This window comes from Phenylobacterium sp., from assembly GCF_031425575.1.
Lineage (GTDB): Bacteria > Pseudomonadota > Alphaproteobacteria > Caulobacterales > Caulobacteraceae > Phenylobacterium.
In genome coordinates, this window is the sequence record NZ_JANPJP010000300.1 from 1 (window position 1) to 11,291 (window position 11,291).

The window sequence follows — 11,291 nt, forward strand, 5'->3', positions numbered from 1 at the left end:
TCCCGGCCTCGGCCGGCGAGGTAGCCGGAGGCGTCGGCCAGGTCCTTGCCATAGGCGGTGATGGTGTTCTTGGCCGCCGCCCGCTCGACGGTCATCATCTCCAGGAAGGCCTCGGCCCAGCCCGACGAGGCGCTCATCGGACCGCCAGCAGGCCTTCGACAGCGAAGGCGCGGGCGTCGTCCTCAAGACCTGCGGCCCTGAGCGCCCGAATGATCCTCGCCCGGTCTCCGGCGGCGGGCCCGGCGGGTCCCGCGTCGGCGGAAATCCACAGGGCCAGCAAGGCGGCCTCGCCCTGGAGCTTTTCCACTCCGGCGGCGTCGAGGGCGAAGGCGCGGGCCGCCGGCGCCTTGGTCTCGCCCGCCGTAAAGCCCGCGAACTGGCCGCGGGCCTGGGGGCTCATCGAGCCGCCCAAGGCCGCCAGGATTAGCGCCCCCTGCTGCGCGCGGGCCCGGGTCTTGGCGTCGGCGGCGGCGCCGCGTTCGATCAGGCGGTCCAAGGTCTGGGGATCGGCCTTGCCCGAGGCGGCGGCCAGCATGGCGTCCAGCAGGGCGAGGTCTGTGATGGTGGCGCCGGGAATGGTGTCGGAGGTGAGGCTGGCGCGCAGGGTCTGGGCCATGCCGAGATCGCCAGCGGCCAGGGCCGCCATGGCTGCCTTCACGGGACCGGGACCGCCCTCGATGGTCCAGGTCGCCGAGCCCGAGGGACGGGCGGCCAGGGCCGCGGCGACGGCGGGGGCGGAGAGGCCGGTCACGGCGAGACCCAGGTCCCGGGTCATGGCGAGGTCGAGGCCGTTGCGCAGGGAGGGTTCGCCTGGATCGCCGACACCCGCCAGCTTGGCGCCCATCAGCCGGCCATAGACCGGGTCGCGGTTCTGGGCCTGGGCCAGGTCGAAGGTGAGCTGGGCCGCGCCGGAATTGCCGGACTTGAGCTGGCAGTAGGCTCGAAGACGGAGCCAGTAGACATCTTCCCGCCCCGCCACGAGGCGGTCGGAAATCGCGCAGGCGCCCTCCGCGTCGCCAGACAGCAGGGCCGCTTCAGCGCCGGCCTGAGCCAGGACCGGGTTCTGTTCCAGACCCGCGGTGCGCGCGAGAATGGCGGCGGCGTCCTTCACGCCCCCCTGGGCGATCAGGGCGCTGATGCGAGCCCCCGCCACGCCGGCGTCCTGCCCCGCGCCTTCCGGGCCGGAGCCGCCCGTGGCCAGGAGCCGGCGCGCCAGGGCTTGCGCCGCCGGGGAGAGCGGCCTGGCGGCCAGCAGCGGCAGCACCGTGCGGGCCGTCTGGCCCGACGCGCCGCGCCAGAGCTCGCCGGTCAGGCCGGTCTCCCGCGCGCCGGTCGAGAAGAAGTCGGGCGCCGCCAGGGGCGCGACCTGGACCTCCTGCGCAAGGGCCGGGGCGGAGAGGGCGAGGACGGTCAGGACCGCCAGGGAAATGCTTCGACCGGACATGGTCCTATCCTAACTCACCGCGCGGGCATTGGCGTGGGGGGTCGCCCTGATGTAGACCTGCGCCGTTCATGGACCGTTACAAACCGCTACGCGCCCGCACCATCACCCTCGTCGGCCTGATGGGGGTCGGCAAATCCAGCGTGGGCCGCCGTCTGGCCAACGCTCTGGAACTGCCGTTCCGCGACGCCGACTCCGAGGTGGAGGCCGCCGCGGGCCGCTCCATTCCCGACATCTTCGCCGATCTGGGGGAGCCCGCCTTCCGCGAGGGCGAGCGTCGGGTGATCGCCCGGCTGCTGGACGAGCCGCCGCACGTGCTGGCCACCGGCGGCGGGGCCTTCATGAACGACGAGACCCGGGCCCTCATCAAGGCGCGCTCGCTCTCGGTCTGGCTCAAGGCCGACCTTGAGGTCCTGGCCCGGCGGGTCTCACGCAAGGACAACCGCCCGCTCATCGCCGGCCGCGATCCCATGAGCGTCCTGCAGGAGCAGGCCGCTCAACGCTATCCCATCTATGAACTGGCCGACGTCATGGTGGAGACCGGCGACGCCGCCCACCACGTCACCGTCGACCAGGTGATCCAGGCCCTGCTGGCCCATCTCGCCAAGACCGAGGAACCTCCCCAGTGAGCCTGCGCATCGTCCCTGTCGGCCTGGGCGACCGTTCCTACGAGGTGGTGATCGGGCGGGGGCTGCTGGACGAGGCGGGAACCCGGATCGCGCCCTTCCTGAAGAACCGGCGCGTCGCCATCGTCAGCGACGAGACCGTCTGGGCCCTGCACGGGGCCCGCCTGACGGCGGCGCTCGCGGGCGTGGGCATCACCTGCCCGGCCATCGTCGTGCCGCCGGGCGAACAGACCAAGAGCTTCCACGGCCTGGCCGACCTTTCCGACCGCCTGCTGGCCCTGGAGCTGGACCGGGGCGACCTGATCGTGGCCTTCGGCGGCGGCGTGGTGGGCGATCTCGCCGGCTTCGCCGCGGCCATCTACAAGCGCGGCATCGACTTCGTGCAGATCCCCACCACCCTGCTGGCCCAGGTGGACTCCTCGGTCGGCGGCAAGACCGCCATCGACACGCCGCGCGGCAAGAACCTGGTGGGCGCCTTCCATCAGCCGCGCCTGGTCCTGGCCGACCTGGATGTGCTCTCGACCCTCACCGACCGCGACATGCGGGCGGGCTACGCCGAGGTGATCAAGTATGGCCTGCTGGGCGACTTCACCTTCTTCGAATGGCTGGAGGCCAACGCCGCCGCCGTTCTCGCCCGCGAACCTGCCGCCCTCTCCCACGCCGTCGCGCGCTCGGTGGAGATGAAGGCGGAGATCGTCATTGAGGACGAGAAGGAGGCGGGCCGACGCGCCCTGCTCAATCTTGGCCACACCTTCGGCCACGCCCTGGAGGCCGAGACCGGCTACGGTGAGGCCCTGCTGCACGGCGAGGCCGTGGCCGCCGGCTCCGCCATCGCCTTCCGCTTCTCCGCCTCACAGGGCCTTTGCTCAGCCCAGGACGCGGTGCGCGCCGAGGCCGCCATCGCCGCCGCCGGCCTGCCCACCCGAATGGACGCCGTGGCGAGCACCCCCTTCGCCGCCGAAGCCCTGGTTCGCCATATGGGCCAGGACAAGAAGGCGGAGGGCGGCAAGCTGACCTTCATCCTGGCCCGCGCGCTGGGCGACGCCTTCGTCGCCAAGGACGTGAGCGCCCAGGCCGTGCGCGATTTCCTGGTGTCTGAAGGAGCTCGACCGTGAGCGTCATCGCGATCCTCGCGGGTCTCGCCCCCATCCTCGTCGCCCTGCTCAGCCTGTCAGGGCTGATCTCCGCGGCGGAGACCTCGATGACGGCGGCCAGCCGCGGCCGGATGCACCAGCTTGAGCGCGAAGGCGACCGCGCGGCCCGGCGCATCAACATCATGATGGCCGATCAGGAGAAGATGATCGGGGCCATCCTGCTCTCCAACAACGTCATCAACATCGGCGCCTCGGCCCTGACGACGCTCGCTCTCTCGGCGGCCTTCCCAGGCGCGCTGGGGGCCCTGATCGCCACCGGAATCATGACGGTGCTGATCGTCATCTTCAGCGAGATCCTGCCCAAGTCCCTGGCCATCGCCCGCGCCGACGACGTGGCCCGCGCCCTGTCGATCCCCACCTACTGGGTGGTGCGCATCTTCGGCCCCCTGGCCAACGGCGCCCAGTGGGTGGTGCGCCAGACCCTGCGGCCCTTCGGTATCAAGCTTTCCATGGAGACCGATGTCCTGGCCGCCCATGAGGAGATCCGCGGGGCGGTGGAGTACCACCACTCCGAGGGGCTGGTGGAGGAACGCGATCGCCGCATGCTGGGCGGGGTGCTCGACCTCTCGGACATGGACGTCAGCGAGGTGATGGTTCACCGCATGTCGATCTCCATGATCGACGCCGATCTGTCGCCGGCCGAGGTGGTGACCGCCATGCTGGAGAGCGCCCACACCCGCGTGCCCCTCTATCGCGGCGACGCCGAGAACATCGTCGGCGTCCTGCACGCCAAGGACCTTTTGCAGGCCCTGGCCAATTCCGGCGGCAAGATCGACAAGCTGGCCATCGACGACATCCTGCGCGAGCCGTGGTTCATCCCCGACACCACCAACCTCAAGGACCAGCTCAACGCCTTCCTGAAGCGCCAGAGCCACTTCGCCCTGGTGGTGGACGAGTACGGGGCCCTGCAGGGCCTGGTGACCCTGGAGGACATCCTCGAGGAGATCGTTGGCGAGATCGACGACGAGCACGACAGCGCCATCCAGGGGGTGCGCAAACAGGCCGACGGCTCGGTGGTGGTGGACGGCTCGGTGACTATCCGCGACCTGAACCGCGCCATGGACTGGGATATGCCAGACGACGACGCGGTCACAGTGGCCGGTCTGGTGATCCACGAGGCCCAGACCATCCCGAAGATCGGCCAGACCTTCATCTTCCATCGTCACCGGTTTCAGGTGGTCAAGCGGGTCCGCAACCAGATCACCACCCTGCGGGTATCGGCGCCTCTCGACGCCAACACGTCGGCTTCTGAACCTTAAACTCCGACAATGGAACCGAAAGATCCGTCAGGGGTTTTAGCGAATCGCGGAGCGAGGGGACCGGGCGCAGTGATGAGCAGTGTGGACGCGGCGGTTCGCGTGCGACTTGGCTATAGTCAGCCGAGTCTGTGGCGCCTATGGATAGGCTCATGAACCTGCTGGAGCCCTGGCAATGAGCGCCCCCGATCTCGCCGGCCTACGGGTCCTGGTTGTTGAAGACGAGATGATGGTCTCGATGCTGATCGAAGACATGCTCACCGATCTCGGCTGCATCGTCGTCGGCCCGGCCGCGCGACTGGACGAGGCCATCGCCCTGGCCGAGGGCGAACAGATCGACTGCGCCGTGCTGGACGTGAACCTTGGCGGCCAGCCGATCTTCCCGCTCGCCGACATTCTGCGGGCCAAGGGCGCGCCCTTCGCCTTCGCCACCGGCTATGGCGACGCCGGCCTGCGCGATGTCGACAAAGGATCGCTGGTCCTGCAGAAGCCGTTCCGGGAGACCGACCTCGCCCGCATCTTGGGCGAACTGCGCGCCAAGGTCGGCTAGGCCGTGGCGCGTTGGGCCGGCATCTTCCTCGCGGTCATGGTGGCCGCGGCGGTCGCGGGCTTCCTGATCGACGCCGTGAGGGTGATCGCCGGCATCCTGTTCCTGGGCTGCGCCGCCGCCCTGGCGGTCACCTATCTCAAACGAAACAAGTGACCGCCTAGACTGTCGGCCTAAAGGCCCTTGGCCATCAGGCCTTCCAGAACCTTATCCGGGGTCATGGGGAAGTCGCGCAGGCGCACGCCGCAGGCGTTGTAGATGGCGTTGGCCACCGCCGCCCCGGCCCCGCAGATGCCCAGCTCGCCCACGCCCTTGATCCCCATCGGATTGGCCTTGTCGTCAGCCTCCTCCAAGAAGATGGCGTCCAGGTCGACAATGTCGGCGTGGCTGGGCACGAGGTAGCCGGCCATGTCCTGGTTGATGAAGGACCCGTAGCGGTTGTCCACGACGTTGCCCTCGGTCAGGGCCGTACCGACGCCCCAGATCATGCCGCCCGTCACCTGGCTCTTGGCGGTCTTGGCGTTGAGGATGCGGCCGGCGGCGAACACCCCGAACATCCTGCGCATCCGCACTTCGCCGGTGACCGTGTCGACGCCCACCTCGGCGAAGTGGCCGCCGTAGGTGTGCTGGGAATAGTCGCGGGCGTCGGCGGCCGGACTGATGGTGCCCTCCACATAGACCCCGTCGGGCGCGGCGCGGCTGACTAAGGTGGCCAGGCTTTCCGAGCGGTTCTCAATGGCGATGTTGCCATTGCCGAAGGTGACATAGGTGGGGTCGCCGCCGTAGAGCGGCGAGTTCGGGTCCCCGATGGCGAGCTCGGCCAGGGCGCGACGCAGGTTCATATTGGCCTCGAAGGCTGCCGAACCGGCGGTGGCCGCGCCGAACTGGCCGCCCGAGCCGGGCGCCGGGGGGAATTCCGAATCCCCCAGCTCGATCTTCACCTGGTCCATGGTCACGCCCATGGTCTCGGCGGTGATCTGGGCGAGGATCGTATAGGTGCCGGTGCCGATGTCGGTCATGCCCTGGCGCAGGGTGATGATACCGGTCCCATCGATGCGGACCCCCGCCTTGGCGGGCAGCAGGAAGTTGCCGCGGATGGCGGCGGCCATGCCCATTCCCACCAGCCAGCGGCCATCGCGGACCTGGCCAGGCTTGGCATTGCGCCGGCTCCAGCCAAAGCGCTGGGCGCCGGTGTTCAGGCATTCCGTCAGCTGGCGGATGGAGAAGGGCTTGCCGGTCTCCGGATCGACATCCGGCTCGTTGCGCAGGCGCAGTTCGATGGGATCGATCCCCAGCTTCTCCGCCAGTTCGTCCATGGCGCATTCCAGGCTGAGCATGCCGGAGGCCTCGCCTGGCGCCCGCATGGGGCCGGCGTGGGGAATGTCCATCTTCACCAGCCGGTGGCCGGTGAGACGGTTGGGCGCGGCGTAGAGGTTGCGGGAGAAGTTGGCCGCGTGCTCCACGAAGGACGCGCTGCGGGCGCAGTGGGTGACGGCTTCCACGGCGAAGGCGTTCAGCCGGCCGTCGGGCTCGGCCCCCAGCCGCACGCGCATGCTGACGGCGGGCCGGTGGATGGTCGCCTGGAACATCTGCTGGCGGGTGTAGGCAAGCTTCACCGGCTGTCCCAGGGCGCGGGCGCCGAGCGCCGCCAGGGTCAGATCGTCATAGGCTTGGCCCTTGCCGCCGAAACCACCGCCGATATAGCGGGTCAGCAGGTGGACCTTCTCCGAGGGGATGGCGAGGGTCTCGGCCAGGGCGTGCTGGCCGCCCTTCACCATCTGGATCGAGGTGTGGACGGTGACCTTGTCGCCCTCCCACCAGGCGGTGGTGGCGCAGGGCTCCATCTGCACGTGGTTCTGCAGCGGGCTGAAATAGGTCTCGTCGATCTGGGCGGGGGCCTTGGCGAAGGCACCCTCGAAGTCGCCGATCTGGACGTCTTCCTCGCCGTGCGGCATCTCCGCCAGGTCGAGGCTGGCGCGGAAGTCCAGGACGGCAGGCTCTGCGGCATAGCTCACCTGGATGAGGTTTGCGGCGGCCCGCGCGTTTTCCCAGGTGTCGGCGGCGACGAAGGCCACCGGCTGGCCGAAGAACTCGACGCGATCGCCGGCTAGGGCCGGGTTGGCGGCCCGCTGGCTGCGGGGGTTGATCCGCTCGCCCCGCCGCGCCTGTTTGGGCACGTTGAGGTAGGTCCAGACCAGCTTCACGCCCGGCGAGGCCTCGGCGGCGCTGATGTCGATGGCGGTGATCCGACCCTTGGCGATGGTGGCGGCCAGCAGGTAGCCATAGGCTGGCGCCGAGGGCGGCTCGACCTCATAGGCATAGGCCGCCGTGCCGGTGACCTTCAGCTTGCCTTCGTAGCGTTCGACCCCCTTACCGATGATCCCACTGCGGTTCTCCGTGACGGGGTTCGGGGCCGCCCAATCCTTCACCGAGCTCATGCGCCTCTCCCTTCACTGGCCTGCGCCAGGGCGTCCGCGGTCATGCGGGCCACCAGGGCGATCTTGAAGCCGTTCTTGCCGTTGTCCTGCGCCCCCGCCAGTTCGGCGTGGGCGGCCTCCACCGCGCTGGCGCCGGATGCGAGCGCCGCCTCGGTCTTCTCCGCGCGCCAGGGCTTGTGGGCCACGGCCCCGAAAGCGACCTGGCCGCCCACCACCGCGACGCTGGCCAGGCCACCGGCGTAGGAGGCCCGATCGCGAGCCTTGCGATAGACCTGCCCGCCAACCGGAGCCGCGGGAAGGACGACGGCGGTGATCAGTTCACCGGCCGCCAGGTTGGTCTCGATATGCGGGGTGTCGCCGGGCAGGCGGTGCAGGTCGGCCACCGCAAGGGTGCGGGTGGCGCCGTCGGCGGTCATGGTCTCCAAGCTCGCGCCCAGGGCCGTCAGGGCCACGGCCATGTCGGAGGGATGGGTGGCGATACAGGCGTCGCTGGCGCCGAAGATGGCGCTGTTGCGGTTTAGCCCGTCGATGGCGCTGCAACCCGAGCCCGGGTGGCGCTTGTTGCAGGGCTTGGAGGGGTCATAGAAATAGGCGCAGCGGGTCCGTTGCAGCAGGTTGCCGCCGGCGGTCGCCTTGTTGCGAAGCTGGCCCGAACCACCCGAGACGATGGCCTGGGTCAGGACCGAATAGCGGGTGCGGACCCGAGCGTCGGCGGCCAGGTGGCTGTTGGTCACCATCGCCCCGATGCGCAGTCCGCCCTCGGCTGTGTCCTCGATGCCGGCCAGCGGCAAGCGGTTGACGTCCACCAGGTGGGTCGGCTGCTCGATGTCGAGCTTCATCAGGTCCAGCAGATTGGTGCCGCCGGCCAGGAACTTGGCGCCGGGCGTCCCCGCCACGGCCTTCACGGCGGCGGCGACGTCGGTGGGACGCTCGTAGGTGAAGGGCCTCATGCGACCTCTCCCGCGACGTCGCGGATGGCCGCGATGATCTGGGGATAGGCCGAGCAGCGGCAGATGTTTCCGCTCATCCGCTCGCGGATCTCGGCGTCGGTGAGGGCTATGGCGCCGGTCAGGTCCTCGCTGGCCTGGCTGGGCCAGTTCTCGGCGGCCTCCTTCAGCATGCCCACCGCCGAGCAGATTTGGCCGGGGGTGCAGTAGCCGCACTGGAAGGCGTCTTGCTCCAGGAAGGCCTGCTGCATCGGGTGGAGGTTCTCCTCCCCGCCGATGCCCTCGATGGTGGTGACCTCGTCGCCGTCGTGCATGACAGCCAGGCTGAGGCAGGAATTGATCCGCACCCCGTTCACCAGCACGGTGCAGGCGCCGCACTGCCCGTGGTCACAGCCCTTCTTGGAGCCCTTGAGGTTCAGGTGCTCACGCAGGGCGTCGAGCAGGCTGGTGCGGGTGTCGAGGTCAAGCGATCTCGCTTGCCCATTTACGGTGATGGTCGTCTTCAAGCACGCCTCCCCAGCGCGGGGCCGCCTTGGTCAGCGGCGCCTATTCGAAAGTCAGGTTAGTCCTCGCCGGGAGCGAGGGCTTTCACCGAAAGCGCATGCAGGGGGCCTGCCAGCTCTTCGGCCAATGTCCGGTAGACCATCCGTTGCCGCGCCACCTTTGGGGCGCCTTCGAAGGCCTGGGCTTGAATAATAACGTTAAAATGGCTCTCGCCGGAGGCGCTGGCGCCCGCATGTCCCGCATGGCGGGCGGAATCGTCTTCGATTTCCAGGCGGGTGGGCGAGAACGCTTCGGTGAGCTTGTGTTGGATGGCCTCAAATATGGCGCCCATTTGGATTATCTTCAATTCTTGAAAGGGTCTCAGACCGCTTCATACTTGGGTCATGGCCGGCGCGTTTCAATACAAGCCTAAGTTCGTCGATATCCGGGTGCGCCCGCCGACCCCCGGGGAGGCCGCGCAGACCGACGACGTCTATGCGCTCAAGCCCGGGGAACGGGCTTGTGACCATCCGGGGTGCCGGCTGGCCGGGAGCGCGCGTGCGCCGAAATCCCGCGACATGCTCAACGAGCACTACTGGTTCTGCCAGCCGCACGCCGCGGAATATAATCGCAACTGGAACTTCTTCGCTGGCATGAGCGAGGGCGAGATCAAGCAGCGCCAGGCCCAGAGCGCCCAGGGCGACCGCCCGACCTGGGACTTCAAGGCCGGCCGCTTCTCTCGCGAGGCCGCCGCGGCCGCCCACGGCTTTGGCCAGGGCAAGGGCTACCGCGATCCGTTCAACCTGTTTGGCAGCGGCAATGGCGGGGCCCGGCCGGCCAATGCGCCGGAGGCGCGACGCCTCGGCAAGCTGGAGCGCAACGCGCTCGCCGACCTCGACCTGGACGAGAACGCCGATGGCCCGGCCATTCGCGCCCGCTATATCGAGCTGGTGAAGCGCACCCACCCGGACAGTAACGGCGGAGACCGCTCAGCCGAGCACAAGCTGCAGCGGGTCATCAAGGCCTACCAGCAGCTGCGCAAGGCCAAGATGGCCTAGGGGCGCGGTTCAGACCGGCTTGTCGCCTGCCACCGTGGTGCGATGCATCAGGCGCAGGTGACCATCATAGCCGCCCTCGGCCAGGTGGACCGTGCAGCGGTTATCCCACATCAGCAGCATGTTGGGCCGCCACTTGTGGCGGTAGATGAACTTGTCCTGGGTGATGTGACCGAACAGGTAGCCCAGGATGGCCTGGGCCTCCTTGGCCTCGAAGCCCTCGATACCGACCGTGTAAACCGGGCTGACGAACAGCGCCTTGCGGCCGGTGACCGGGTGGGTGCGGACCAGGGGATGGGTCAGGCTCTGGTCGGCCTCCTCGGAGACGATGATCGCCATGGTCCGCTTCTCGGTCTCGCGGGCGAAGACGCCCTTGGTCCCATAGGCGCGGCCGGCGGAGTGGACCGCCTTCATCGGGGCCAGCATCGCCTTCATGGCCGGCGACAGGGCGTCATAGGCGCTGGCGCAGTCGGCGAAGAGGGTGTCGCCCCCCACGGGCGGCGTCACCTTGGAATGCAGCAGGGTGGCGGCGGGGGGTTTCTCCTGGAAGCTCCAGTCGGAATGCCAGCCGGCGCCGAAGTTCGTCGCCTTCTCGTCCGGCTCGCGGCGCAGCTCCAGGACGTTGGGGTGGCCGGGCATGGGGGCGATGAATGGGTCGACGCCGAACTTTCCCATCTGCAGGGTGAAGGCTTCCAGCTCATCCAGGCTCAGCGGCTGGTCGGGGAAGCTCACCACCGAATGGCGGACCCAGGCGGCGCGGATTTCCTCGCGGGCCTCTGGGGAAAGCGGCCGGGAAAGATCGACGCCGACGATCTCGGCGCCGAAGCCTTCTTCGGATGCGAAGACCTGGATCGCGCGATAGGACCGCGTGGCTTGCTTCAACATGGGTGGACGCTCCCTTCGTCATTCCGGTATGGGTCGCAGGGACTACCCCCATCAAACACACGTTTGCTTCGCATGCGTAAGCCTGTAATCGAACCGGACCATGACCTCGTTCGCTGAAAATCAAGACGACAAGCTCCTCACCCTGGTCCCGGACAAGAAGGTTTCCGTCCGCGAGGCCTTCGCGGTGGATATCGACATGACCGTGCCCGCGTTCAGCGAGCGCGACAGTCACGTGCCGGACCTCGATCCGTCCTACAAGTTCGATCCGGAGACCACCCGGGCGATCTGCGCCGGATTCGCCTTCGACCGCCGGGTGATGGTTCAGGGCTATCACGGCACGGGCAAGTCGACCCACATCGAGCAGGTGGCCGCGCGCCTCAACTGGCCGCTGATCCGGGTGAACCTGGACAGCCACGTCAGCCGCATCGACCTGGTGGGCAAGGACGCCATCGTCCTGAA

13 protein-coding genes and 1 pseudogene are annotated in these 11,291 nt (G+C 68.7%); 7 read left to right on the plus strand and 7 right to left on the minus strand.

Annotation, left to right across the window (positions count from 1 at the left end):
• On the minus strand, window positions 1-137 hold a 137-nt coding region (locus RMO97_RS16780), incomplete at its 3' end, for a site-specific integrase (protein ID WP_310542177.1).
• Window positions 134-1,444: a hypothetical protein gene (locus RMO97_RS16785; RefSeq protein WP_310542168.1), complete on the minus strand. Its 1,311-nt coding sequence runs from the start codon at window positions 1,442-1,444 to the stop codon at window positions 134-136. The genes RMO97_RS16780 and RMO97_RS16785, both read right to left, overlap by 4 nt.
• Window positions 1,445-1,512: 68 nt before the next feature.
• On the opposite strand from RMO97_RS16785, the gene RMO97_RS16790 reads away from it, so the two are divergent.
• From RMO97_RS16790 to RMO97_RS16810, 5 genes are all read left to right on the plus strand, one after another.
• Entirely contained in the window at window positions 1,513-2,070 is a 558-nt protein-coding gene (locus RMO97_RS16790) for a shikimate kinase (RefSeq protein ID WP_310542169.1), read from the plus strand.
• On the plus strand, window positions 2,067-3,182 hold the full coding sequence (aroB, locus tag RMO97_RS16795) for a 3-dehydroquinate synthase (protein WP_409035332.1): 1,116 nt from the start codon (window positions 2,067-2,069) through the stop codon (window positions 3,180-3,182). The genes RMO97_RS16790 and aroB overlap by 4 nt, the downstream gene beginning before the upstream one ends.
• The gene (locus tag RMO97_RS16800; RefSeq protein WP_310542170.1) at window positions 3,179-4,480 is read left to right on the plus strand and encodes an HlyC/CorC family transporter; all 1,302 of its coding nucleotides are present in this window, start codon (window positions 3,179-3,181) and stop codon (window positions 4,478-4,480) included. Before aroB ends, RMO97_RS16800 begins: the two co-directional genes overlap by 4 nt.
• 172 nt (window positions 4,481-4,652) lie before the next feature.
• Window positions 4,653-5,027 (plus strand): response regulator, encoded by a 375-nt coding sequence (locus RMO97_RS16805; protein WP_310542171.1) that lies wholly within the window; start codon window positions 4,653-4,655, stop codon window positions 5,025-5,027.
• Window positions 5,028-5,030: 3 nt separating this feature from the next.
• Complete coding sequence (locus tag RMO97_RS16810; RefSeq protein WP_304774486.1) at window positions 5,031-5,180, plus strand: hypothetical protein; 150 nt, start codon at window positions 5,031-5,033, stop codon at window positions 5,178-5,180.
• A gap of 17 nt (window positions 5,181-5,197) precedes the next feature.
• On the opposite strand, the gene RMO97_RS16815 is transcribed toward RMO97_RS16810, so the two are convergent.
• Genes RMO97_RS16815 through RMO97_RS16830 form a run of 4 tightly spaced genes read right to left on the minus strand, consistent with a single transcriptional unit; the run spans window position 5,198 to window position 9,244 of the window.
• Window positions 5,198-7,462, minus strand: coding sequence for a xanthine dehydrogenase family protein molybdopterin-binding subunit (locus RMO97_RS16815; RefSeq protein ID WP_310542172.1), 2,265 nt, complete (start codon window positions 7,460-7,462; stop codon window positions 5,198-5,200).
• Window positions 7,459-8,412, minus strand: coding sequence for a xanthine dehydrogenase family protein subunit M (locus RMO97_RS16820; RefSeq protein WP_310542173.1), 954 nt, complete (start codon window positions 8,410-8,412; stop codon window positions 7,459-7,461). The genes RMO97_RS16815 and RMO97_RS16820 overlap by 4 nt, the downstream gene beginning before the upstream one ends.
• On the minus strand, window positions 8,409-8,915 hold the full coding sequence (locus tag RMO97_RS16825) for a 2Fe-2S iron-sulfur cluster-binding protein (RefSeq protein ID WP_304774480.1): 507 nt from the start codon (window positions 8,913-8,915) through the stop codon (window positions 8,409-8,411). Before RMO97_RS16825 ends, RMO97_RS16820 begins: the two co-directional genes overlap by 4 nt.
• A gap of 56 nt (window positions 8,916-8,971) precedes the next feature.
• Window positions 8,972-9,244, minus strand: a complete 273-nt coding sequence (locus RMO97_RS16830; protein ID WP_310542174.1) for a BolA family protein — start codon at window positions 9,242-9,244, stop codon at window positions 8,972-8,974.
• Window positions 9,245-9,296: 52 nt separating this feature from the next.
• Between RMO97_RS16830 and RMO97_RS16835 the strand changes: the two genes are divergently transcribed.
• Window positions 9,297-9,950 carry a J domain-containing protein gene (locus tag RMO97_RS16835; RefSeq protein WP_310542175.1) on the plus strand — a complete coding sequence of 218 codons (654 nt, stop codon included), beginning with the start codon at window positions 9,297-9,299 and terminating at the stop codon, window positions 9,948-9,950.
• Window positions 9,951-9,959: 9 nt separating this feature from the next.
• On the opposite strand, the gene RMO97_RS16840 is transcribed toward RMO97_RS16835, so the two are convergent.
• Window positions 9,960-10,832, minus strand: a complete 873-nt coding sequence (locus RMO97_RS16840) for a TauD/TfdA family dioxygenase (protein ID WP_310542176.1) — start codon at window positions 10,830-10,832, stop codon at window positions 9,960-9,962.
• Window positions 10,833-10,932: 100 nt separating this feature from the next.
• Here RMO97_RS16840 and RMO97_RS16845 point away from each other — a divergent pair.
• Window positions 10,933-11,291: pseudogene (locus RMO97_RS16845) on the plus strand (cobaltochelatase subunit CobS); the annotation flags it as partial.